The organism is Bacillus sp. ISL-41 (assembly GCF_018613235.1).
Lineage (GTDB): Bacteria > Bacillota > Bacilli > Bacillales > Cytobacillaceae > Mesobacillus.
Genome location: NZ_JAGGQP010000019.1, coordinates 109,128 through 132,874, shown reverse-complemented (window position 1 = coordinate 132,874; position 23,747 = coordinate 109,128). Strand labels below are relative to the sequence as shown.

At 40.2% G+C, this 23,747-nt stretch carries 31 protein-coding genes; 9 read left to right on the top strand and 22 right to left on the bottom strand.

All coding sequences use genetic code 11. The features are described from left to right. Positions 1-65 precede the first annotated feature (65 nt). The 6 genes from J7I80_RS09335 to yneA all read right to left on the bottom strand — a co-directional run bounded on the left by J7I80_RS09335 (position 66) and on the right by yneA (position 5,463). Positions 66-1,088: a DUF4179 domain-containing protein gene (locus J7I80_RS09335; RefSeq protein ID WP_214737813.1), complete on the bottom strand. Its 1,023-nt coding sequence runs from the start codon at positions 1,086-1,088 to the stop codon at positions 66-68. Further along, a complete protein-coding gene (locus tag J7I80_RS09330) occupies positions 1,085-1,639 on the bottom strand; it encodes an RNA polymerase sigma factor (protein ID WP_214737811.1) in 555 nt (184 codons plus the stop codon). Before J7I80_RS09330 ends, J7I80_RS09335 begins: the two co-directional genes overlap by 4 nt. Before the next feature lie 210 nt (positions 1,640-1,849). Further along, positions 1,850-3,859: a transketolase gene (gene tkt / locus J7I80_RS09325; protein ID WP_214737809.1), complete on the bottom strand. Its 2,010-nt coding sequence runs from the start codon at positions 3,857-3,859 to the stop codon at positions 1,850-1,852. A gap of 313 nt (positions 3,860-4,172) precedes the next feature. Continuing rightward, positions 4,173-4,406, bottom strand: a complete 234-nt coding sequence (locus J7I80_RS09320; protein WP_214737807.1) for a DUF896 domain-containing protein — start codon at positions 4,404-4,406, stop codon at positions 4,173-4,175. Between the two features lie 78 nt (positions 4,407-4,484). After that, positions 4,485-5,129 carry a YneB family resolvase-like protein gene (locus J7I80_RS09315; protein ID WP_214737805.1) on the bottom strand — a complete coding sequence of 215 codons (645 nt, stop codon included), beginning with the start codon at positions 5,127-5,129 and terminating at the stop codon, positions 4,485-4,487. A gap of 19 nt (positions 5,130-5,148) precedes the next feature. Further along, complete coding sequence (gene yneA, locus J7I80_RS09310) at positions 5,149-5,463, bottom strand: cell division suppressor protein YneA (protein ID WP_214737803.1); 315 nt, start codon at positions 5,461-5,463, stop codon at positions 5,149-5,151. A 154-nt stretch (positions 5,464-5,617) separates the two neighbouring features. On the opposite strand from yneA, the gene lexA reads away from it, so the two are divergent. Both lexA and J7I80_RS09300 read left to right on the top strand, forming a co-directional pair. Then, positions 5,618-6,241, top strand: a complete 624-nt coding sequence (gene lexA / locus J7I80_RS09305; protein WP_023614724.1) for a transcriptional repressor LexA — start codon at positions 5,618-5,620, stop codon at positions 6,239-6,241. Between the two features lie 171 nt (positions 6,242-6,412). Beyond that, entirely contained in the window at positions 6,413-6,616 is a 204-nt protein-coding gene (locus J7I80_RS09300) for a hypothetical protein (protein WP_214737801.1), read from the top strand. 45 nt (positions 6,617-6,661) lie between these two features. Here the strand turns inward: J7I80_RS09300 and J7I80_RS09295 are convergent, their stop codons facing one another. After that, positions 6,662-8,590: an ATP-dependent DNA helicase gene (locus tag J7I80_RS09295; RefSeq protein ID WP_214737799.1), complete on the bottom strand. Its 1,929-nt coding sequence runs from the start codon at positions 8,588-8,590 to the stop codon at positions 6,662-6,664. 171 nt (positions 8,591-8,761) lie between these two features. On the opposite strand from J7I80_RS09295, the gene J7I80_RS09290 reads away from it, so the two are divergent. Both J7I80_RS09290 and J7I80_RS09285 read left to right on the top strand, forming a co-directional pair. Then, on the top strand, positions 8,762-9,295 hold the full coding sequence (locus tag J7I80_RS09290; protein ID WP_214737798.1) for a hypothetical protein: 534 nt from the start codon (positions 8,762-8,764) through the stop codon (positions 9,293-9,295). Further along, the gene (locus J7I80_RS09285; protein ID WP_214737797.1) at positions 9,282-9,818 is read left to right on the top strand and encodes a GNAT family N-acetyltransferase; all 537 of its coding nucleotides are present in this window, start codon (positions 9,282-9,284) and stop codon (positions 9,816-9,818) included. The genes J7I80_RS09290 and J7I80_RS09285 overlap by 14 nt, the downstream gene beginning before the upstream one ends. A 121-nt stretch (positions 9,819-9,939) precedes the next feature. Here J7I80_RS09285 and J7I80_RS09280 read toward each other — a convergent pair whose 3' ends face one another. The 12 genes from J7I80_RS09280 to J7I80_RS09225 form a co-directional block, all read right to left on the bottom strand. Further along, positions 9,940-10,353, bottom strand: coding sequence for a hypothetical protein (locus tag J7I80_RS09280; RefSeq protein ID WP_214737796.1), 414 nt, complete (start codon positions 10,351-10,353; stop codon positions 9,940-9,942). A gap of 1 nt (position 10,354) precedes the next feature. Next, positions 10,355-10,579 (bottom strand): hypothetical protein, encoded by a 225-nt coding sequence (locus J7I80_RS09275; protein WP_214737795.1) that lies wholly within the window; start codon positions 10,577-10,579, stop codon positions 10,355-10,357. Between the two features lie 97 nt (positions 10,580-10,676). Further along, positions 10,677-11,579 carry a hypothetical protein gene (locus tag J7I80_RS09270; RefSeq protein WP_214737794.1) on the bottom strand — a complete coding sequence of 301 codons (903 nt, stop codon included), beginning with the start codon at positions 11,577-11,579 and terminating at the stop codon, positions 10,677-10,679. A 4-nt stretch (positions 11,580-11,583) separates the two neighbouring features. Continuing rightward, positions 11,584-12,141, bottom strand: coding sequence for a ribonuclease FAU-1 family protein (locus J7I80_RS09265; protein ID WP_214737793.1), 558 nt, complete (start codon positions 12,139-12,141; stop codon positions 11,584-11,586). Then, positions 12,134-12,733, bottom strand: coding sequence for a hypothetical protein (locus J7I80_RS09260; RefSeq protein WP_214737792.1), 600 nt, complete (start codon positions 12,731-12,733; stop codon positions 12,134-12,136). Before J7I80_RS09260 ends, J7I80_RS09265 begins: the two co-directional genes overlap by 8 nt. A gap of 275 nt (positions 12,734-13,008) precedes the next feature. Next, positions 13,009-13,236: a hypothetical protein gene (locus J7I80_RS09255; protein ID WP_214737791.1), complete on the bottom strand. Its 228-nt coding sequence runs from the start codon at positions 13,234-13,236 to the stop codon at positions 13,009-13,011. An 11-nt stretch (positions 13,237-13,247) separates the two neighbouring features. Further along, positions 13,248-13,676, bottom strand: a complete 429-nt coding sequence (locus J7I80_RS09250; protein ID WP_214737790.1) for an ester cyclase — start codon at positions 13,674-13,676, stop codon at positions 13,248-13,250. A gap of 76 nt (positions 13,677-13,752) precedes the next feature. Next, positions 13,753-14,772, bottom strand: a complete 1,020-nt coding sequence (locus tag J7I80_RS09245) for a DUF2332 domain-containing protein (RefSeq protein ID WP_214737789.1) — start codon at positions 14,770-14,772, stop codon at positions 13,753-13,755. A 6-nt stretch (positions 14,773-14,778) separates the two neighbouring features. Beyond that, positions 14,779-15,114, bottom strand: coding sequence for a hypothetical protein (locus J7I80_RS09240; protein WP_214737788.1), 336 nt, complete (start codon positions 15,112-15,114; stop codon positions 14,779-14,781). 1 nt (position 15,115) lies between these two features. Beyond that, a complete protein-coding gene (locus tag J7I80_RS09235; RefSeq protein ID WP_214737787.1) occupies positions 15,116-15,721 on the bottom strand; it encodes a DUF4253 domain-containing protein in 606 nt (201 codons plus the stop codon). Positions 15,722-15,744: 23 nt separating this feature from the next. Next, entirely contained in the window at positions 15,745-16,356 is a 612-nt protein-coding gene (locus tag J7I80_RS09230; protein ID WP_214737785.1) for a kinase, read from the bottom strand. Positions 16,357-16,462: 106 nt separating this feature from the next. Next, a complete protein-coding gene (locus tag J7I80_RS09225) occupies positions 16,463-16,900 on the bottom strand; it encodes an NUDIX hydrolase (protein WP_214737783.1) in 438 nt (145 codons plus the stop codon). Positions 16,901-17,167: 267 nt separating this feature from the next. Here J7I80_RS09225 and J7I80_RS09220 point away from each other — a divergent pair, with 267 nt between their 5' ends. Next, on the top strand, positions 17,168-17,476 hold the full coding sequence (locus J7I80_RS09220) for a DUF4257 domain-containing protein (RefSeq protein WP_214737781.1): 309 nt from the start codon (positions 17,168-17,170) through the stop codon (positions 17,474-17,476). Between the two features lie 143 nt (positions 17,477-17,619). On the opposite strand, the gene J7I80_RS09215 is transcribed toward J7I80_RS09220, so the two are convergent. Beyond that, the gene (locus J7I80_RS09215) at positions 17,620-18,084 is read right to left on the bottom strand and encodes a GyrI-like domain-containing protein (RefSeq protein WP_214737779.1); all 465 of its coding nucleotides are present in this window, start codon (positions 18,082-18,084) and stop codon (positions 17,620-17,622) included. A 79-nt stretch (positions 18,085-18,163) separates the two neighbouring features. Between J7I80_RS09215 and J7I80_RS09210 the strand changes: the two genes are divergently transcribed. Next, the gene (locus tag J7I80_RS09210; protein WP_214737776.1) at positions 18,164-18,685 is read left to right on the top strand and encodes an undecaprenyl-diphosphatase; all 522 of its coding nucleotides are present in this window, start codon (positions 18,164-18,166) and stop codon (positions 18,683-18,685) included. A 320-nt stretch (positions 18,686-19,005) separates the two neighbouring features. Here J7I80_RS09210 and J7I80_RS09205 read toward each other — a convergent pair whose 3' ends face one another. After that, positions 19,006-19,464, bottom strand: a complete 459-nt coding sequence (locus J7I80_RS09205; RefSeq protein WP_214737774.1) for a GNAT family N-acetyltransferase — start codon at positions 19,462-19,464, stop codon at positions 19,006-19,008. Between the two features lie 188 nt (positions 19,465-19,652). On the opposite strand from J7I80_RS09205, the gene J7I80_RS09200 reads away from it, so the two are divergent. Together J7I80_RS09200 and J7I80_RS09195 are read left to right on the top strand one after the other, a co-directional pair. Beyond that, positions 19,653-20,150 (top strand): RNA polymerase sigma factor, encoded by a 498-nt coding sequence (locus J7I80_RS09200; RefSeq protein WP_214737772.1) that lies wholly within the window; start codon positions 19,653-19,655, stop codon positions 20,148-20,150. After that, positions 20,147-21,592 (top strand): zf-HC2 domain-containing protein, encoded by a 1,446-nt coding sequence (locus J7I80_RS09195; protein ID WP_214737770.1) that lies wholly within the window; start codon positions 20,147-20,149, stop codon positions 21,590-21,592. Before J7I80_RS09200 ends, J7I80_RS09195 begins: the two co-directional genes overlap by 4 nt. A 40-nt stretch (positions 21,593-21,632) precedes the next feature. Here the strand turns inward: J7I80_RS09195 and J7I80_RS09190 are convergent, their stop codons facing one another. Beyond that, positions 21,633-22,505 carry an aminoglycoside 6-adenylyltransferase gene (locus J7I80_RS09190; protein ID WP_214737769.1) on the bottom strand — a complete coding sequence of 291 codons (873 nt, stop codon included), beginning with the start codon at positions 22,503-22,505 and terminating at the stop codon, positions 21,633-21,635. 344 nt (positions 22,506-22,849) lie between these two features. Between J7I80_RS09190 and J7I80_RS09185 the strand changes: the two genes are divergently transcribed. After that, positions 22,850-23,689, top strand: a complete 840-nt coding sequence (locus J7I80_RS09185) for an STAS domain-containing protein (RefSeq protein WP_214737767.1) — start codon at positions 22,850-22,852, stop codon at positions 23,687-23,689. Positions 23,690-23,747 lie beyond the last annotated feature (58 nt).

Genomic DNA, 23,747 nt, shown 5'->3' with positions numbered 1-23,747 from the left:
TATTGAGTTCAATTTTATACCTTATAAAAATAAAAAAGCGGAAGATCCGCTTTTTTAACACTCTGTTAATATGGTAAGTCATTTCCACTTTTATCGCGGATTATTATCTCGTATTCATCCTCTTTTACATTTGAATTCTGTTTTTCACTTTCAACAAACTTACCGATTTCCTCCCGAATTTTGTTAACCGTTTCTTCTGCTTCCTTATCAGATGGCTTCAAATTAGTTTTTATGATCATTTTCATTTTATTATTTTTGTATGAATACCCATAACCGGTTACATGATACTCTTTTTTCAGAGCCATTCCTTCATATATGCTTCTCATATAACGAAGCCAAATGTCTTCGCGGTTATTTTTTTCTATATCGACAATTTCTATGGTGACTTCTCTTTCGTAACCATTATTTTTGGCTGCCTGGATTGTTGCTTTATTAATTTCTGCTACACTTGTTTCTGTTTTTGGTATAGCAACTTCAATCTGGCTATTGAATGGATTTACATATAGAATGTCAAAACCGGCTTGCTTTAGAGCAGCTTCTAGGTTTTCACCAAGCTTGGTTAATTCCTCTTCCTCCTTTGTAATTGGTGTAACTTGAGGAATATAAGAGCTAACTTTAATTTTATACGCATCGTATCCTTTACTTTTTAGAACCTTATCTGTTATAGCTGTTATTTTCTTTCTCTCTCGGTCAGCATCCTTTTCAGAACCTTTAATCCTGATTTCAAAACTGGTCACTTCACCCGGAGTCATCCCTAGGGAGAAGTTTTCATACCCTTCTTTCTCCAGCGCATCCCGAAGCATGGTATTAACAGATTTCGTCTGGAAAACCTGTCCCAGGTAAGGAATTTTAGAAGCCATTTCTGCTACAGCAGGATTATAGAATGCCGAACCAGCCGTTACCCCAAGAGCAATCACAGCTGCTGCGGCGACCTGGAAAGTTCTCTTTCTGCTAATTTTTCCAGTTGATTTCCTTTGTCTTTCTTCCGTCTTAATGTTTTTGGCAAAATCATAAAGTGAAGATGGCACCTCAATCTTTTTCATTTCTTCCTCTAACTCACTTTTGATCAACTTGTCTTCCGTACTCATTGTGTGCTCACCCCTATGATTTGATTTTCCATTAACCTTGCCTTTAATGCTTTTCTGGCTCTATGGAGATGGGATTTGACTGTTGAAGTTTTCATGCCAAGCATTTCTGAGACCTCTTGTATGGAGAAATCTTGATAATAGTACAAGAGCAAAACATTCCGATAATCTCCGTTCTTGATAGACTGTATCCCTTGGTTGATTTCCAGATGCATTTCATCCTGGAGCACTTCATCGACTACTTCCCGGGAATCTTTTAACGTATCGATTTCGATTACAGTTTCCATCAACCTTGATTTCTTTCTAACGTTATCAATGGATCGGTGTGAAACCAACTTGTAAAACCAGGTATTAAAATAGACAATTTCCTTACCGGCCATGATATTCCGATATGCTTCAAGCATTGCGTTTTGGACGACTTCTTCTGCCTCTTCCTTTGAACGGACAATACTATAGCTCGTTTTATATGCCTTTTCAATCAATGGATTCAGTAATTTAGCGAATGCTGACTCATCTCCATTCTGGATTCGCAGCATCAATTCTATCTGTTCCAAAAGCAGCACCTCCTTGTTTACTTCTATTCTTTAGGCGAACTCAACCACTTTCTGGTTGCATGAAGACGGAAAAAATATTTAAATAAAAATCACTGGTAATCTAAGTTCAGATAATTGCTAATTGATTTTAACATGAATTCCCATTATTTATTCCAAACAAAAAGAGTACGAAACCATTATTGGTTCCGTACTCTTTTCAATACCAATTATTTAATTTTGCTCGAGCAATGCTTTTACGCGTGCAACTACATTGTTCACGGAGAATCCGTACTCTTCCAAGATCTTTTCACCTGGAGCTGATGCACCGAAAGTATCGATTGCAAGAACTTCACCTTCGTCACCAACATAACGGTGCCATCCTAGTGAAGAGCCCATCTCAATTCCAAGACGCTTCTTGACAGACTTTGGAATGACACTCTCCTTGTATTCCTTGGACTGCTGTTCGAAGCGGTCCCATGATGGCATGCTGACAACAGCCACATCAATGCCTTCAGAAGCCAAAGCTTCCTGTGCCTTAACACCTAGGCCAACTTCTGAACCGGCTGCAAGAATCAATGCATCAGCAGTTTCCTTACCAGCTGGGGAAATGACATAAGCGCCATTTGATACGCCTTCATATGCGTTCTTGTCAGTATCTTTGATTGTCGGCAGGTTTTGGCGTGTCAACACAAGTGCCGTAGGCGTCTTGGTAGATTCAATTGATAGCTTCCACGCAGCGGCAGTCTCATTGCCATCTGCAGGACGGATCACTGACAAGTTCGGCATAGCACGGAGCCCAGCAAGCTGCTCAACTGGTTCGTGAGTCGGTCCATCTTCTCCTACAGCGATACTGTCATGAGTGAAGACGTAAGTCACAGGCAAGCCCATTAAAGCAGCAAGTCTGATTGCCGGCTTCAAGTAGTCGGAGAACACAAAGAATGTTCCGCCAAATATCTTAAGTCCGCCGTGTAGAGCCATACCGTTCATAGCAGAACCCATGGCGAACTCACGAACACCAAACCAAATGTTGCGGCCTTCGAATGAATTCGGGAAGAAGTCACCTGATCCCTTGATCATTGTTTTGTTTGATCCAGCAAGGTCAGCGGATCCACCGACCAAGTAAGGAAGGTTTTTTGCGATACCGTTAAGTGCTTCTCCAGAGGAAGCCCGGCTCGCAAGACTCTTTCCTTCCTCGTATACAGGAATGTCTTTATCCCATCCTTCAACTAACTCACCCTTCATGGCTTCTTCAAGCTGAGCTCCTAGTTCGGGATATTCACTCTTATATTTTGCAAAAAGCTCATTCCAAGCCTGTTCCGTTTGTTCACCTTTTTCAGCGATTTGCTGTTTGAAGTGATCATACACTTCACTTGGCACATGGAAGTCTTCTTCGAAAGTCCACTTATAAGCTTCCTTCGTAAGCTTCAATTCATCAGCCCCAAGCGGAGCACCGTGAACATCCGATTTACCTGAAAGGTTAGGTGAACCATACCCGATAACCGTTTTGACTTCAATCATTGTCGGACGGTCTTCATCCGTCTTTGCTTCTTCAATTGCTTTTGCGATCTCTTCAAGGTTATTGCCATCTTCTACGCGAATGTATTGCCAGCCATACGCCTTGAATCGTCCTTCAACACTTTCTGAGAATGACTTATCAAGATCGCCATCCAAAGAAATATCATTTGAATCATAAAGAACGATCATTCTGCCTAGCTTTAGATGAGCAGCAAGTGATGCTGCTTCAGCAGATACACCCTCCATAAGATCGCCGTCACCGCAAATGCTGTATGTATAGTGATCAACGATATTAAAGTTATCTTTATTGTAGACTGCAGCAAGATGACGTTCTGCCATTGCCATGCCGACTGCCATAGCAATCCCCTGGCCAAGCGGACCAGTTGTTGCATCTACACCGGCAGTATGGCCGAACTCAGGGTGTCCAGGAGTCTTGCTGCCCCACTGGCGGAATTGTTTAATATCATCCATGGTTAAATCATAACCTGCAAGATGGAGCAAGCTGTATAACAACATTGAACCATGTCCTGCAGACAATACAAAACGATCGCGGTTAAACCATTCTGGATTCTTTGGATTGATGTTCATATAACGAGTCCACAATGTGTAAGCCATCGGAGCAGCCCCCATCGGCATGCCTGGGTGGCCGGAATTTGCTTTTTCAATTGCATCAATTGATAAGGTACGGATGGAATCAATTGAAAGCATATCAATTTCTTTAAACATTAAATACATCCTTTCTATAGGTACTAGCTACATCCTTAATATTATAGCGAGAGAAATTATTATACAACAAATTATGCCTGAATGAGACAGAAATGGCCGTATTGTTATCTATTTTGACACAAACTAGCTATTGTTATGTAAATTCACTGCTTAAGCTGATGAGACAGAAATTGCAGCAGAGTACATTATTTAGGAATTCCGAATAGTTTGAACAGCCGGAAGTACCTCGTAATACTGTTTTTATCGGTGTCAAAGAATTTACAACAAAATAAAAATGGAATACATGCTGGATGTATTCCATTTTTCCATATATTTAATGAAGCTTATTCTTCGCTTTTTCTTCTTTGAGCTTATCAGGGGTAACATCATTTCCTTCTGGATCCACAATGGTAACACCTTTAAGTGTATTAAGCATAGAAGATCGGAAAGACTGTAGATATTCCGCACGAAGCTTTGTTTGTTCCTTGGCTTCTTCTTCTGTCAACTTTGAAGATTTTGCTTTCCTTGCCAGTTCATTGATTCTAGCAATTTTATCACTTGATAGCATTGTAAAGCTCCTTTGTAAAAAATTACGTCAAATGTCATCTTACTAAAATTTTTTCGATTTTACAAGAATAGAGCTTCCTTATTCCTCTGTCTCTATGTACTCAAGATATCTTCGGTTTACCGTTGCTTTGGATACGTCATATCCAAAGCCCCTAAGTGTTGCTGCGATCTCAGCAAAGGTAAGCCCGTTATTGCGCAGTCTTACAATTTCCTCGACCGGCATCTCTTTTCGTTCCCGGCCGGAGTTTTCACCCTGATTTTTCAGGTTGCGCTGCGGTTTGTATCCATGCTCAACTGCTCGTTTCATCCCGCGCTTAATCTTAATATTGTGGATTTTTCTCTGATACTCTTCCACCATACTGACAATTTGGAGCACCATCGAATCTGATTCGGATAACTGGAGCTCCCCACTGTGGGAGACACTATATAACTTAACATTTTCTTTCAGAATGCAATGAAGAATCGCGACTTTGGCATTTCCTCTTCCAAGTCTCGTCTCATCCTGAATCAACAGGGCACCAATCTTCTTATCCTTGATCAGTTCCAGCAGTTCCAGGATCCCTTCTCTCTCTAAATCATAACCACTAGCTTGTTCCTTAATAATACTAGCTACTTCAAAACCATAATTGCCTGCCAGCCGCAGCAGCTCTTCTTCCTGCCTGGCCAGCGAAGTTTCCTGTGTTTCCTTTGTTGTACTTACGCGGCAATAGATTATTGCTTTCATATTGTCACCTTATTTCATCCTATCTTTCCGCATCCGCAATCTGTGTTGGTTCAAACTGCTCAGCCTCCACAGGGATTACCAGCTCATCGCCCGGAACGATTGTTTCACCTATAATTCCGTTTTCTTTTTCTACCCAGCTTACAAATTCATTTTCAGAAAGATTATGTTCACTGGCAAATGATTCAGCAATCTCCCATAATGATTGCCCTTCTTCTATAGTAACAGTTATGTATGCATCCTCGTTATTTAATTGTGCTTTTGCGACGATTGAAAAAATTAAGCTGACAGCAAACAGGATCATTGCATATGAATAGTTTTCCCAAAGCTTTTTCATTTACGGCACCCCTTGACGAATGTATGTTCGGTTAATTAAGTTTATTATAAATCGAACATTTGTTTTGTGTCAACCTAAAAATTCGAACTTATGTTTGTATCTGTGGAAAAGACATGGTATAATTAGGACAAGAAAATATACGAGGTGCGTGAATATGACAAAGTTATCTAAGCGGCAACAAGATATATTTGAATTCATAAAAGGCGAAGTCAAGAAAAAAGGGTATCCGCCATCCGTACGCGAAATCGGTGAAGCGGTTGGCCTTGCATCAAGCTCCACTGTCCATGGACACCTTGCAAGACTTGAAAGCAAAGGCTTGATTCGACGCGATCCTACAAAGCCGCGTGCAATTGAAATTCTCGAAATAGAAGAAGATAGCCGCATCCCTAAATATAAAGTGGTCAATGTACCTGTTGTCGGTAAAGTAACTGCTGGTATGCCAATTACCGCAATCGAAAATGTAGAAGAGTACTTTCCTCTTCCTGACCGCCTCGTTCCACATGATGAGCAGGTTTTCATGCTCGAAATCATGGGGGACAGTATGATCGAAGCAGGCATTCTTGATGGCGACTACGTTATTGTCAAGCAGCAAAAAACAGCTAATAACGGAGACATTGTTGTAGCGATGACAGAGGATGATGAAGCAACAGTAAAGCGCTTCTTCAAGGAAAAGGATTATTTCAGGCTGCAGCCGGAAAACCCTACGATGGATCCTATTATCCTTCGAAATGTATCCATTCTTGGTAAAGTCATCGGTGTATACCGCCATATGCATTAAAAAAAGCAAGCGGACCCCGCTTGCTTTTTTCTATCTACTAAACTTTTCAACTGAATCTGTATGAGACTAGCACATTTATAAGAAAAATAGGTAGTGACCCTGACAACTTGTCCCTCTCCACATAAGATATTGTGTAAGTATCTTTCATGATGGAAAGGAGTTGAGTTTCTAATGGGATACAATCGTAATGAAAATGATGTAGCTGGCGTGTTTTTCCCTAACCGGGACAGAGACAAAGTCAGGGCAACTGTTGATTTTGATGATCTCTGCCGTGCTGTGCGCCGGTGTATAATCGAGGACTTAGTAGCAGGCGCTCAGGATGATCGGGATGACGATCGTGACCGCCGCCATAGAAAGTGTGGCTGCAGAGGCTAACATCTAACTGAAAAATCCCGAAAGGAGTGTCCTTTCGGGATTTTTCTATTTCCATTGAATATTTTGAACAGGCAGTACACCTTTTATTTCTTCAAGGTAAGCTGCTTTTTGATTTGTGGTAAGCCATACATGCACTGTTCCGCTATCCTGGTTAATTCTGATCAAGCGGCCCATTCCCTGTCTTAGGCGGAGCAGCATATATGGTATATCAACCTCTGCAGCTGGATTATCTGCATGCTTTCTTTTCGCCTGGAAGACTGGGTCATGAGGCGGGAATGGCAATGACGAAATGATGACTTGAATCAATGACTCTCCCGGGACATCCAGTCCTTCCCATAAGCTGTATGAACATAGAACGGTTGCGGTGTCATTCTGGAATCCCTTAACGGTTTCACTGATTTCACGGTCTCCCTCAAACAAGATAGGGAAACTCCATTCTTGATTTTCAGTCCATGCTCGGAATCGTTCCATCTCTTGCGCGGACGAGAACAGAACAAGCGAGCTGCCATTGCTGGACCTAAGGTCTCCTCCCATTTTGTCCCATTTCTTTATTTCAGCATCCTCACTGTGTGCTACCAGTTCCATTTTCTCTTCATAATCAAATGGAGATTCAACAGTAAAGGAGGAATATTTTTCGATGCCCAGGCTTTTCGCTATATAGCTGAAGTCTCCCCCTTGGGACAATGTAGCAGAAGAAAATACAAATGGGATGTTTTGTGAAAATACTTCTTTTTTCAAAATATCCTCAACGAGTCGAGGCATGATGACCAGCGATGTTTGTACTTCATTCTCTTCTAGCCAGAATATCCCTTCGTCGTTCTTAAGGAAAATCGATAGACCATAGGCGAAAAACTCGAGATATTCTTCCATGATTTTTAAATGGTACTCGTCAATCAGGAACATTTCGGCATCAAAAACCAGCTGGTCCATTAAATCGGTAACCTTTTTCTCCAGAGTTTCCGCAGTTTTCCTGATACTTGATAGCATCGGTACTTCTTTTCGATTAGACCCTTCTATTGCCGAGGAATTTTCAACCAAAAGGTCAAACCATGCATCATGGAGCTCCAGAATATCCTCGATTAAATAAAGAGATTCTTCCCGGACGTCCTGGTGCATATATCCTGTCAGGACAGTGGTCAAAGTTTGAGAGTTGAACCGGTATGTTAATCCCTTTTGCGCCGCGAACTCAAGTAAGTGGCCCTCGTCAAAAATCACCGTACTTGCGTCTGGAAGCAATGGCATCTGCCCTTCCCGTTTACGGGATTCCTTCGTCCAAACATGCTCCATATAAAAATCATGAGAACAAATGATCAAATCGCCGGCATGACGATAGTAATCACGGTTCAATGTTTGGCCGCAGCGATGGCGCCAGCTGCATGTTGAACATTGCTGAAGTGGATCCCAGGCCATTGAAGCCCATTTTTCATTCGTGACCCATGGATATTCCTTTCTGTCTCCATAACGAGTGAATGAATTCATTGAGATCCCTTCATCAAAGATGAAATCTGGCAGCTGGTCATGGACGTCCAGAATTTCTTTTTCATTCGACGTGTTTGAAAGGTCGTCAAGCTTCTTCACGCACACATACTGTTCTCTAGCTTTTGCGAGACGGACATCAACCTTCAATCCTAGCGCCTTTTCAAGCTTTTCGATATCGCCGCCCTCTTTCACGAGTTGCTCGATCAACGTTTCATCCGAGCAGGAAACAATGGCTGGCTTTCCCATATATCTTGCGTATAGAATGGCATAAATAAGATAGACGAATGTCTTGCCGGTACCGACGCCCGCTTCTGCAAAAACAATTCCTTTATTCTTAAACGCCTGCTCCACCTGGAAGGCCATATAAATCTGTTCATCACGTAGTTCATAGCCCTTTTCAGGCAATATATCATAAAAGACATCACCAATATAATCTCCTAATAAATCAAAGAACGTATCATTCTTGGTAATGGTAAATGGAAGGTTATTTTTCATTCAGCTTCTCCTCAAAAATATTGATTCCGGCAAAAAAGCCAACTTTTATCATAACAGATAACCAGTCATTTAGTGAAAGAAATTGAAATATAAAATATAGGCAAAAATACCAATTCCATTATTAGGAATTAATTGCTAAAATAATCCTAAATCATGTTAAGGGGCGTTTACATGAAAGCAAGACGAATTATCTACCTGAATTTTGCCGTCATTGCTTTACTTATTTTCATTACAATTTACCAGTACAACAGAATCGCAGATTTTGAGAGTCAATTGGGGCATGACTTTCAACGCACAGTACGGGGCTCTATTTTCCTCTTGGAAAGTGATGGCGACCCGAACATGTGGACCAAAATTATGCAAGAACAAGAAGGTGAATTCACTTTAGCGGCCCACATTGGAGAAATAACTATATTAAGCAGACAATACTATATGATGAACGGTAAAATATCAGTGATTGGAGACGTGCTAGATTCCCTTGGAAATCAGTACCGCGAATTGGCCATTAATATAAAGAACGGCAGCGACTATAAACAGAATGTAGAGCAAATAAACAAAGACCTGAAATTTCTCATTCCATTATTAAAAGAAATTGACTCTATTTCTGGTGAAAATGAAAGCCGTTATTATAGGGAATTTACGAATTCAGAATCCATGACATCCAACCTCGTATGGAAGGAGTATAAGGAATATGAAAAACGCTAATTATATCATTCGCCCAGAAAACACCGGTGATGTTACAGGTATAAGGAAATTAAATGTTTTGGCTTTTAACAATGGAGAAAATGAAGCTTCTTTGGTTGAACTTATAAGGCAGTCGGAAAATTTCATCTCTACTTTGAGCCTCGTAGCGGTTAAGGCTGAAGGTGAAATAATCGGACATATCCTTTTCAGTGTCATTCACCTTGTTACAGCCCAAGGAACTGTTCCTACTTTAAGTCTTGCACCTATGGCGGTGAAACCAAATTACCAAAATAGCGGAATCGGTTCTGATTTGGTCAATGAAGGGATTAAAGCATGCAAGGATTTAGGATATGAACATGTATTTGTCCTTGGGCACCCGAATTTTTACCCTCGTTTTGGCTTTTCGCCGACAAGCCAATTTGGAATACTTCCCCCTTTCCCTGTGCCTGACGAAGTATTTATGGCTCTTGAGCTAAAGAAAGACTCATTAACGGGATTACAGGGGAAAATAGAGTATCCGCCTGCCTTTCATGCTGTAAGTTAGTTGAAAGCATAAGAAAGTGAGGGTTGAACTGCTCCCTCACTTTTTATTTCTGATTTCGGATTGATTGTTGCTTTTTGAATATTTGAATGAACCCCCATCTATCTGGTACAATTCTAAAACCCTACCCCTCAGCCAAAAATTCAGATTCAAGAACCTCCACCTGTTCTTTATCTGTTAACCGTCCATAACCCTCATTTTCTTTGTCGCTGATAATAGTGGCCGTTTCACCTTCAAACCATATTCGATAATGATATAATCTTTCTGGCATATTCTTCTCTTCCTGGATGAAGAAGATGGCAATTACATCCTCTTTCCTTGCCATTTCTGCTTCCGTCTTTGGTGACCACTTGATACGTTCAAATACCTGTTCTATAGTTTGCAGTTTCTCCCTTGGGGCAATGATTCTTTCTTCACCGTCTTTCAGACCATCTTCATTAATTTTTTGCACGTCTATCCTTGTGAGCTCTGGTTCAAAATTAGTACTGCAGCCTGTAATGAGCAAAATTAAAATAAATAATCTAATAGTATGTTTCATCTTAATCTCCAGACCTTCTCGCATTCAAAGTTTTTTCCTGCAAGTCAATCAGCTGATAGTTTTCTTCAGACATTTCCTCAATTGAGGTGATCACTTCAAGGAACCGGTTGTACAAAACCTGGATTCGAGGCTGTTGGTCTACTAAAGAGACAGTGTCAGTATAGCTTTTCTCATCCTGATAGATATGTATTTCCTGCCAAACTTCCCTATCTTGGCTGCTTTGCAAAAACAAGGTCTTCTTCTGTATGAAATGCGAATATACCCGCTCTGCTTCGTTCTGTATTTCGAGGTATTCTTGCTCCCTGCCCGGCTTTACGCGATATCTATATATCTTGACATACATAATCCGACCATTTACTTTCTATATATTGATTAAGGTGAGTTGCAACAAATCCTGGTAACTCTCGCTCGTGGAAGCCTGCTAAATCACTCAATGACATTCCGTTTTCCAAAAGATGCTCTACCAGCTTCCAGCCTATAAAATAGGCCTCGTTTTGGAATCCGCAGATCCCCTCGCCAACTGTAAATCGAAAAACAGATTCGGAATCGCTCTTCTCCAGAAAAGGAATGGCACCAGATAAAATCTCTAACTCTTTCTCATTGCATAATGTTAACCATTGATCGTCATTTCCAATATACTCAACAAGCTTCCTTCCCGGTGCAAGAACCTTGCTTGTGTGCATCGCTATCCCTTCCTGGATGATTACCGAAGCAATAGAACGCTCCCAACCTGCACTGTGATCAGCTTTATGGGAGTGAACGACATGTGCTAATTCATGTAAAAGTAGTATCTCGGAATCTCTATATGACTGAGTCTCAATAGGGAAACATAAAGCAATGTTCCCTTCCTCTGTAGGAGCAATGAAGGCATTCCCTTCAAAATTGCCAACAAAGAACAACAGCAATAAGGTGATATCATCGTTAAATCCTAAAACTTGTTTTACTTCCCCTAACTTATCCTTTATTGCAGCCTGATCCGGATTCCACGAAATGATATCATCAATATGCTGTTCATACTGTTCCCAACAATTATCCAGGAGCTGTCTTGCTAACTTCTCTCCTTCCGTACCCGGAGGAACAGCCGCAAATCCATAATACTCCTGCCATAGCTTCCATCTTTCTTCTGGATTCACCTCAGCCCCAGCTGCTTTTTCATAAAAATCTAAAAAACTTTGTTTCATATCATGAATTTCAATATGGTCCAACACAAATTCGCTCCTCGCCATTTCACTAACTGCTCAACTTCCGTTCCAAAAATTCTTTATGCACCTTAGATAAATAAAGCAAATCAAATTCATCTGCTTCGATTCGTTTTTTTATGGAGATAGCCTCAGAGGTTGCAATTTTATATAGATCTTCATCAATAGAACCAGAGGATAAGGCCAACTCTAGCTCATCAGCATCTTTGTGAAACACATCTCCGGAAGGAAGGATAATGATATCCAAAAAAAGATCATCTATCCATGGACGGCTATTTTCAATGCCCATTCGATAACATATATCGATATACCACTGGACAATCTCTCCCTCAGAATTAAACATAGTGGTAAGTGAATGACTCGCCCCCTCAGGAAAATGCTGCAGCCAAGTATAACCCTCGTCAACTATACGTACCGTTTTATCCCCATACTGGACGTCTAATGGTTCCGTAATTTCGATAACCTTTAAAAGAGTGACATAGCCCTTAAAATCCATTTCATCGAAGAAATCCTGGATAAATTCCCTTTGAACGACACGGTTCCAATCTGCCCGGTCACCATATTTTCTTTTCAATTTAGAATCATTCATATAAATCTCCCATATTATTGGTCAGGGGAACATTGTATTCCTGCAGTTTTTCCATGATTTTGAACCTGTTGTTTTTCACCTTACTGCTGTAAGGCAATTCGATAACATCACCCTCTTTTGTTACCAGGTTTAAATGGTCCACCACGGTCACCCCATTGCTTTTCACGAAAATTTCTTTCGCTTCCTCCAAATCTTCCCAATAATAAGAATTAATCGTTTTGTAGGTTTTATGATGATTAAAATGTATTCCCTGGTTATCAAGATAATAATAGTTCGACACGCCGAACATGAAGAATGGTATGCTGCCTAACATAATGAAAAGTGTAAACCATTTGACACCTTTCCAATCGAACTTCCACTTAAGGAATAAATGAACTAATAGGGTTATTGCAATCCAAAGCATGCCAATCATGAAAATGACATAAGCAGATGAAGGTGTATCATAAAACCATTTATCGGCTGACAGGTATAAATAATCTTGGATATAATAAACAAAAACGAGAGGCATGAATAAACTGCTGATGATTAGAATAATTGCTGTCACTAGGATTATTTTGGAAGAATCCTCATAATTGGAACGTAAATTCAGCATCACTTTTTCCTCCTTTTCCCAATATATACAGTAATACGTTTATAAGGAAAGAAGGTTTCAACTATTGCGAAAATTCAATCTAAATATTCACGTTGAATAATCGTCTTTAAAATTGCCGTTCCATAGGTTCTGTACAATGCGTGTAGCCGTTTCTGCCATAAAACTCGATGCTAGTATCGATGGGCCACACAATGATGAACTCGAAATTCTCTTCTTCAACCCATGCATTTACACGGGAAAGCAACTTGCTGCCAGTTTTCTGAATACAATCCTTTTTATCTGCTAACCTTTCGCTTTCTCGCCATAAAGTAACTCAATCCAAAGGGGATCAATGGGACAAGGGCTAGAATACTGAACCAATTCTCCGCTCCTCCAAAATAAAGGGATGGAAGAGTAACAGCAAGCCCGCTCATAAGGAGAAGCTTCCAGGATTTAGTTATCAGGCCTCCAACTAATAGGAAGCCAAACGCTATGACTAACAGCCAAAATATTGTTCCTGCCATGCCTCATCCTCCTAAAATACTTCATGAGTATTTTTCTTCAGTGCACCCAAATCATAGAGAATAGCTGCATCACTATTTTCACACCACATTTCTTTTACTTTACATCCTTCAAATCTGAAGATCATAATACCTGTCTCTTTAACACGCTGATTTTTTGAAGGAATATCAAACCAGCCACCATGGTATGTCATCCATCCGGTATAACGCACCACCAGTTTATTGCCCTGTTCAATCAAATCCTCCAGGACCCATTCATCATCATGAAAAACCGACCGGTACCATTTCATGAAATTAACCATCAAATCACGTGAGTTTTCACCGTTTCGCGAGTGGTAAACAAAGTCCTCGGTGGTCAGTTCCTCAATCACTCCAAGATTCCCCTGAGTAAAATATTCTCCGAACCATCTTTCAGCTAGCAATCTCTTATCATCGCTAATCATATCCCCACTCCTGATCATAGTTATTAGTCCAGCAGCCATAGGCTCCCGATGTCTTTTATCACCGCCGCCCAAATTGTTAAAACTCCAGGCTGAACCACCGGCCATGACCTTCTGTTTCCCCAATTGTGTTCAAGCTTTCTTTTCCATCGAGATAATAATCCAGATGGAGCTTTGCATCGTAAATATTATTGTATATATGAAAAATTGCCCTTCGTTGTCCAATTTCTTTTATTTGCTCCAGAAGCTTCACCTTTGTCTCGACTGGCATTTGATTAGCTACATGAGTATGGAATACACAAATCACTTGTTCCTCTGAAATTTCGGTTTCCAGGGATCTGAGTATTTCAACTCCATCCCCTTCTACTAAACTTAATGTTTGATTGCTCACATATCTTGCTGCTTTTTCAAACAGCTCCAGTCTTTCACTGTGTTCTGGCCAGATCAATGCCTTTAGCCATAAGTAATCATCTGTATTTCTTACATCATTTATATGTAGGTCGACTCCGATCCTTGTTGCCACTTGGGGCTTATTCATTTGTTGCAACAGCGTGTTTTCCCCTTTAATTACAGAGGAAAGATGAACTTGAGAATTCGGGTTCCCATATATCTCTCCAGTTCCATAAGAATAACTGTATTGGTCCACGCATAGTTGCAAACCCGCACTGGTTCCGATTTCGATTAATGCCATTGGTTTTTTAGTCATTTGATATATATGACTGAATACTGGATAAAGATACGAACACCGTCTGACTTCGTTGGTCTGGACGATCTTATTTTTCAACAAACCAACAATCTCATTAAAATATGTCTGGCAAAAGTCCACGAAAGCAGGGTATGCATCTTCTGCCTTTCCTGGATGATTTGTTATGCTGTGATAAAAACCAGAGAGCCTATGGTTATAACCTCTCAATATTAAATAGTGTACCGCTCCAAAGAACAAATTGGGCACAGGCTGCCCCTTCTTTGCCGAAGATGCAAGTTCAAGCATCTCACCGTCTTCAGCAATCTTTAAAGAAAGAAACTCATATAACGGGCTTGATTCCCTGCATTCATGAATCGCAAATCTTCTGAATTTATTAGAGAGATCATTAAACATCAAACATCACCGAACTCTCTTACATAAAGACACAATACTAAAAAGAGCCACATAAACAGCACACACAGCTGCCACTACAAGGAATAAATAGTTCCCTGCTAATATCTTCGTAGGATTCTCCTGCGGACTCACTAATCCCAATTCAAATGGAAAAGCATCCTCCAATGGTGTCAACCAGGTGTTCTGTTCAATAATCGGCAGCGGTTGCCCAAGTCTATGCTTTGTCAGATCATAATCAGGGGTTACAATGACAGAATCAAAGAAAGGAGTAACTGTCACCCCTGTCCAGCCAATAAAAATGGATATCAATACCAATCTATGTCGCAGCACTTTTTTTAGCATATCAGTCCCACCAAAAGTACAATTTTTTTGATTCATTGATCTCTTGAATCAAGCCCTTGATGCTTCCTGTTCCCTGGTCCACGATGTCAGGACAGAATTGAGCGATTTCTCTGGCAAACGCATTTAGCTCTTTGCCTTTAGGTAAGACTTCAATTTTCGCTTCCACCCAATCGTAATCCGCTCCAATTATCGTGAATGGATAGCTTCTATGCCATTCCTTCAGTTTAGATATAACCCGATCGTTGCTTATATCATAATTATCCCCATTCGTCTGCTGGAGCCGCAGGATCTCAAACTGATCTGAACCAGGGATAATGGCGATTTTTTCACGTTCTGATTCGCATATAAAGGCCAAATAGTTTATCGCCTTAAGCTCCTCCCTAAGTTTTAAAACCAGTTGTTCCGCTTCTGCCTGTATGGCTTCTACGCAAATCCCTACTATTTCAACACGCTTCTCAGTATACAAATCTCCTTTGTAAAAAGGATGCAATTTACCATCCATATTTCTTTTGACAATTGTCATTGCCTTTTCTGAGATTCCGCACTTTTCTATATTGATGTCGTTTTCCTTACTTTTGCCAAAACCTAATAGCTTTTTCCAATTCATTTCCCTTCACCTCCAGTTCTTTGTTAATACTTCATTAATTGAGTAAAAGGGATAACTAGGTCAGCTTCTTCTACGGGGCGAAGCTTTTCCATGTAGTAGTCCTCTGCTTTCCAGTATCTGTTTCTGAATTTTTCAATGTTCAATTGAGTTTGACTGCTTTCCCTCGCAAACCTTACGTCTCGTGGACAGTCTATAAAAACGGTATAATCAATAAATGGTTTCCATTCCTCTCTCTGGAGGAAAATCCCTTCTAAAATTATTACTCTTTTTAAAGCCAGATTCAGCGTTCTATTAACATGTTGGTCCGTTTCATTTTCATAATATGGGAGTTCAATTTCATCTGAGTGAATCAAGTTTATAAATAAGGTTTTCACTAGTGACTCTACATCCCACTGTAAGTAATAATATTCCTGCCACTCCTCTCGGCCGGTATTGTACCTTTTTGACCGCCCTACAATATGGTCGTCCAAGTGAATGACTGTACATTCAATTTCTTTTTCCGTAAGTATTGAAGCGATTCTCTTCACGTAAGTTGTTTTTCCTGCCCTGCTAAGACCATCTATACCTAAAATAAAGCGATTATTTGTGCATAGCTTCGAAAATACTTGTGCCAATAACTCTTCTTCAGCGTTCATTATACAACCCCATATTTAAAAGTTAAAAATACACTTACTTATTCGCTAAACTTACACATATCCCTTTTTTGAGGTGCAACAATAAAACCACCTTGTAAAGGCGGCGTCATTTGAGTTGAATTTCATTATTTTGATTTTCGGCCTCTTCAATGCTTTCCCTTAGCCAAATAGGAGCCTTTGGGTGAGCTAAAATTTCTGCTGCAGTCATCCAGTAAACTGCTTCAACTTCATTCTTGCTTTTTGGGTATGGTTCGCCAGCGGCAATCTCACAATAGAACACCAGATCAAGCACTTCCCTTCCATCCGGGAGCACAAAAGAAGAATTCCGAACATACTTAACTTCATCTTTTATTGTAATGCCCACTTCCTCAAAAAGCTCCCGTTTCAGAGTTCGCTCAAGCAAACCTGTTGAGAATCCTTCGTTTTCTACCGTTCCTCCAACAAGCGATAACAGCCCTCCTGCGTGTTCCTCCTGAGTGCTCCTTTCAATGATTAACCACTTTCCCTCTCTGAATACAGCGCCTTCCACATTTAAAACAAACATTTATGAGCTCCCTTCAAATTGATTTTCCGCTTTTGGATTCATCCATTAACATTTAATCTTTATGACTATAGGCCTGTAACTTTTTATAAAGGTCCTGAATTTTAAATTCTTCCAAAAAGTTACACATAGTTTTTACCATTTAAATTTACTGAAAATTCGATAAATTTACACATGCTTTTCCACTATTATTACTTGTATAATAGTATTACACCTAGAGTTACCTATGGTCGACCCAACAAAAATCTGGACTTTAGGAGAGTGATCAATTTGTTAGAAAACATTCTTTTCTCAATGGTCATCGGTGGATTTGTTGGACTGACAGCTCATGTAAGAAAACGAGGCAAGGTCATCATGCCTAGAAGGACGAAAAAGTTCATTTACCTGGGTTTCCTGGAAGAGATTCTCACAGGATCACTAGCCGCCGCACTTCTAGTGGTCTCATCTGAAGCTGATTCACTGCTAAGAGTCTTTTTGATGTCCATCATGGCTGGTTTCGGGGGTGATGCCTTACTAAGAGGACTTGAATTATTTCGAATAGGAAGCAGTAACCAGGGTGGGGAGGATATTGGCAAATGAAAAAACCAACACCTCAGCCTGAAAGAAAGAAGTTTGCTAACGCCATTGGTCAAGCAGCTTCCAAAGTGCTTGTTTTTTTTTGATAAAAATAGACTTGGGAAATTTTTAATTGGCTCCACTTCATCCCCTACTATACCCTTCTTCTAAATCCCCTTAATCGGAATATGGATTTTCAGCTTAGGTACATCCGTAACAGGATCAAAACTTCCTGGATACTCTTCCAAATGCTCTAAATCACCCTGGCTTAAAGTATATCGATTCTGTTTGATCCATGTATACAAGGCTGTATAAGCTTCATGCACAGCTGCACCCTTATACTCAGTTGTGGCAAATGTACAGGACGGAACCGAGATAATCTCCATTCCTTCAGGGATAGCTGTCCCATCTTCAACTTCAAGTGCCAGATAATAGGTAAAGCCATTATCTGTGATGTGATAAGACAGACCAATAATATTTTCGGGATTTACGGCACTCTTTATTTGGTTCTTGCTATTTAGAAACTTTTTGTGGAAGTCCTTAATATCTCCTTTGGCGGCCTGTTCAAAAGTGCCGATCCATTTAACCCCTACAGCCTTAAATGCTTCTTTATTGACGATCTTTGTTTCCATTATTTTATCCTCTCCTTTTTTCATACATTTTTCTATTCAGCCAGGGAAAAGTAAGACTAAAACATTGAGGAGAAACATGATGGATCTTAAACTTTACAAGCTAATCAACAGACTTTCTGGCCGCGTATCACCAGTGGATCAACTAATGATCCTTATTTCGAATCGGGTGCGCTATGCTTATCTTTTGATCATAGTATTGATGCTGTTCAAAAACAGATTTAATAAACGTATTGCACATGAAGCAGGCATGTCAGTAGCCATTAGCTTCATTGCACACTTCTTCATCCATTTATTTTATTTCAAACCTCGCCCCTTCATGAAACGACGTGTCGGAATCCTTATTCCGTCAAAAATGAATTCTTCCTTCCCCAGCAAGCATACAATGCTCGCTTTCGCCGCTTCTACAACTGTCTTGATGTTTCACAGGACCCTCGGTACGATCATGATGTGGATGTCAGCGCTAACAGGCTTCTCCCGCATTTGGGTTGGTCACCACTATCCGTCAGACATCATTGGCAGCGCTATTGTTGGCTCACTGACAAGTGTGGTGGCGCGAATCATTTCATTCAATAAATTCGGGACCAAACCTGAAGCGAGCTAGCACCTCTTCATTTAATGACTGACATTTTTGTGGGGTTTCCTCTTATTTCTGTCCATCAAACCTTGATGACGGACACTTTTTCAGGACTTCCTTCTATTTCTGTCCGTCATAGCCTTGATGACGGACACTATTTCAGGACTTCCTTTTCATTTCTGTCCGTCATAGCCTTGGTGACGGAAACTTTTTCGGTGTTTCCTTTCATTTCTGTCCGTCATAGCCTTGATGACGGACACTTTTCTGGTGCTTTTTTTCTCTTCTGTCCGTCATGACTTTGATGATGGACACTTTTCCCCTGCTTACACTGATTTTTGTACGTCATATCAGTGAATCTCTGCCTTAAGCCTATAAGCTGCCAACTGCTCTCCCCATGGCGCAATTTCAGTCTCAACGAATCCGGCCTTGGTGTATGTCGCTCTGGCACCTTCATTTTCCCTGTCATAACCGATCATGATCAATGGGATTCCGGTCGTGTTCATTCTCTTAATCTCTTCGATTACTAACTTTACAGCAGCACTCCCGAATCCTTTTCCCTGATGCTCTTGATCTATCATCAAACGATAAATCCAATAATTATCGTCATCAGGGTCAACTCCAAACATTGTAAACCCAACCATTTGCTCCACTGCATAAATCCCGTATGCTGTGAACTGATCAAGAAATTGGACTTCTGCAATGGAGTACAGGTTGGAGGCGATAAAATCCCTTTGCTCATCCTTTACTTTTAACTGTATTGCCTCTTCCCAATTATCCTTATCTATAGGCCTTAAGGTCAATTCCATAAAAGATCCCCCTGTCGTTCTACAAAACATTTATTATGTACCGATGATATTATTAAGTGGCAGATACACTTTTAGCTAATTTTACCATCTGGTTTTAAATTCTCAACTCACTTTTCTAAAAAAAGTAAAATAATGTGTAACTTTTGGTAATGCTAACTGTCTATGTTTTCTAGAGAGAGGGGGATGGAATGTCAGACCCGAGGATTGAATTATACGAAAAATATAAGAATATGATTTTCTTGTACCTATACCGTTCGACGTTAAATCAGCATATTGCTGAAGATCTTACCCAGGATACATTTCTGAAGGCCTTTCAGTCCCTTTCCAGCTTCCGGGGTGAGTCCTCATTAAAAACCTGGCTTTTTAAAATTGCAAGAAACACATATATCAATTTCAGCAAGAAGAAACAAACCAGCATGGAGCTTCAATCAGATAAGATTGACCTGCACTTGACTCAGCAGCACGATCAATTCAAACGTTTAGATGACCAAAATGCAATCGAGCTGACATTACTTAAGCTGCCGGAAAATTACAGAACGTATATCATTTTGCGTGATGTGAACGATCTTACTTATGAGGAAGTTGCCGTGATTACAAACGAAACAATCGGCCAGGTAAAGGTTGGCTTGTACCGGGCCAGAAAAAAATTTAAAGAAATCTACAAGCATTTGGAGGATGAAGCATGAAAATGGAACATGAAGTGGCCCAGGATCTATATCCTTTATATATAGAAAATGACCTAACCCCTTCTGTGAAAACAGCAGTTGATGGACATCTGGAGGAGTGTGAGGCGTGCAGGAAGTTTTACGAAACTGGCGAAAAGACAATCCAAATAGATGACATGGAAGAGCCGGCTGTTTCAAAAGCCCTTGATGATAAAATCATTTTAAAAATGAAACTGAATCGTTTAAGGCTCATTTCTGTCGTTCTAGCCGGCATCCTTTTTTCCATGGTATTTACCGATTACATCAATGAACGAGAACAATTGTTCATGGCTACCGATGGTTATTATGATGTTCTCGGGCAAATGGACGGAGTAATTGATGCTGTGAAAAACAAAGACCAAATCAATTTTGACTCTTATGTAATGAATCGTTTCTTTGAATATAATAATGAACTTACAGATCATATGAATTTTATTGAAGAGTATAATAAAAATTCAACAGAATTCTATCTCATCCTGAATACTCAAAGACTGAATTCGATGCTTGAAGTGATGAAAACCCGCTTTAACCAGGGCAGGTGGTCTGAAACAGATGAATCAGCATACCAGGCGCTAAAAGATTATATTCAAAGTCACAGGCAAGATTTTCGGGAAGACTATGAAAAAACCCACCATGGCTACAGCTCCTATCTTCACATTTTAGATGTTAAAGAGATGGATAAGTTTTATGAAAACGTAAACTTATTAACCTACAGTTATACTCGTTTTCATAAAATGCCTGACCAGATCGAGCCACTGAAGGAATCGGAATTAGCAAGTCGTATTGCCGACTCTCTAAATATTGAGCAAGATGAATTTGAATTGGAAAAAGTAAGTCCTGTAAATGATATATATGTCTATCGTTTTGAGAATAAAAATGGCTATGGCGGACAGATCGATGCAGTTACCGGCCAAATAACTGAGTATTTTGGAGATACTGGCCCGCTAACCGATGGACCAATCATGGATCAGGAAGAAGCCGAAAAAAAAGCCAGTTTATATTTAGAAAAAATATACGGAAAAGATATAAATCTTGAACTCGTTTCTTTAGGCTTTAATTTCAACTCCTCAGCTAATGATTCCAGATACAAGGTTTATAGCTTCAAAGCTGTGCCAAAAGTTCAAGGTTATACATTGTATACACCTTTTGAAACCGCAACTATTCTTAACCTTAATGCCAGGAACGGCGAGCTTGAGAGCTTTAACCACAATCCCGATGTTCCTTCCTTCGAACAACTGGATGCAGTCAGCCTTCCAGCTTCATCTGACAGAACTGGTGACAAAAAAGCAGTTGTCATTTACTCAGCTTTAACCGGAAACTTTGAATTGGTTTTCATGGAACCGGATTTGCAGTACTTTGACGAGGGAAAATTTATATCCGCAAAAACAGGTCTCGAAGAGAAAATATATTTAGATCAATTTTAAAATGTAAAAGACTGCCTCTGATTCACTGGCAGTCTTTCTTCTATGTAAAACTCTTAGCATCTTTCGGCAAATCTTTCACCTTCATCAAATACATCCTCATTTTCTGCTCATATTCCATCGGGTACTCATATCCCAAACTCTTCCCCACTTCCTGTGCCAGGGTGCTGAACAGGTCTGCTGTCCGGAATAGAGCTTGCCAGTTCTCCTCAATCCTTGCTCCTGCATAAGTCCCTTCCAGTTCTGCCCATGTTTCGGAGTCCAGGTAACGTTTGAACCAACGGCCGAACTTATTGGGATTGACGGTCCAATCATGCTTTACTCCCAGGTGCCATTCAATAACAGGCTGGAGATAATGGAATCGAATGACATTATCAAGCATGTATTTTGCAAAATACAATTCATCACGCCAAAGGCTGTTCGCGACGTATGCGGTATCTCCCCAAAAACTGTTGATAATATCGGCAAATGTGTCAGCTGACGGCTTCTTTGTTATATATGCCTTGTAAGCAGGAGCCGGGATTCCATTTGTGATTCCATCCTTATCTAACAAGACTTTATAGCCATTGTCGTATTCTTTTGGCAGTTCAGTCATGGCAGCCAGTTTTTTTATAAAGTCATTCGTCGAAATCTGAAAATCGATTTTAGTTCCATCTTCGTAAAGGACAAGTCTTGTTCGCCAATCGCCGTCCTGCAAAACCACTTTCTTTATGAGCAGACCGAATTGCTCGAGCCATCCATCGTCCTCGGTAAAAGCATTTAAATCATTCACGAAAATTTCGAAATCATGATCGGTGAACAGATCAGTGAATGCATGTGGATTTGCTCGTGAACTTGTCATCAGCACAGTCCGGATATTATCGTTTTTACTGGCCCAATCAAGAAGCTGGCCTATCATCTCTTGTTCTTGTTTCATGTTAGATAACTTCCTTTTCCTTGCTTAACCGCTCAACCTCTTTTTCCAGAAAGTCCAGACGGCGATGAACCCGGTAAATTATCGGTAAGTAAGCAATGATGACAATGATGAACCACCCCATTGTTTTCCCCCTTCACCTTGCTAAATTAAAAGTCCTAAAACTTGATCTACCTATAAGTAATTCGTTTTTCTGAGCATATTTCCTTCAATAAAATGAATATCATGCTTCCTGGCATAGGATTATTTGAGTTTACATTCATTGTTTGCTACAGTTAAATTAAGGAGATTTAACCCTATCTAGATGTTGTTAATTAAATAAGTAAAAGCCGGGGAGTGTACAAATAATGGAATCAACTTTTAACCAAAAAGATGAAGTGTCCGATTTCATTCAATCCAACAGGGAGCTATTCGAACAACACTTATTATCAGAAGCGGTGAACGTAGCTTCGAAGATTAATGAGATTCTCCAAAAAGGGAATATCGACCTTTTAAAAAATGCAGAAAAGTTAATTGTTTACATAGTGGAGCAGCAAGAAGAGAATCTGGTTGCTTTTGCTGAGCAAGAAGGAATCGCCTGGGCAGAACATTCGTTGACTGTTGCTTTCAAGCTGGAATGGATTCAGGCCATTCGCCGAACTTTGTGGCACTTCCTTAACAAATATGATCAAATGTACAACCGATTTTCTGACCGCGAGGAATTCTTCCAGCTTGAGAAAAGGATCAATGACCGAGTTGACCAATTCCTGAATACCTTCTTCCTGACTTATACAAAGTACAAAGATGAACTGCTTAACTCGCAGAGGAAGTTGGTAGAACACTTGTCAGTCCCTATTATCCCGGTCAGCAGTTCCGTTGCGGTACTTCCTCTAATCGGTATGATGGATGACTACAGAATGCAGATTATCGAAGAGAAGGTCCTGATGGATATTTCAAAACTGAAAGTCCAAACATTGATTATGGATCTTTCAGGAATTGCCGATATGGAAATGAACGTCATCTCCCATTTCCAAAAAGTATTGAGCGGCGTATCAATGATGGGTTCAAACGCTGTCATTACTGGAATGCGTCCTGAGCTTGTAAGAAAAATGATCCATGCCGGAATCACTTTTGACCTAAAGGCAGAAACCAAAGGTACGTTACAGCAAACACTGAGGTCCTATCTGGATAATGAAGTTACGAAATAATATAGCAAAAGCCCCTAGTCTGATTCTAGGGGCTTTACTTTGGCTATTATATGTGCTG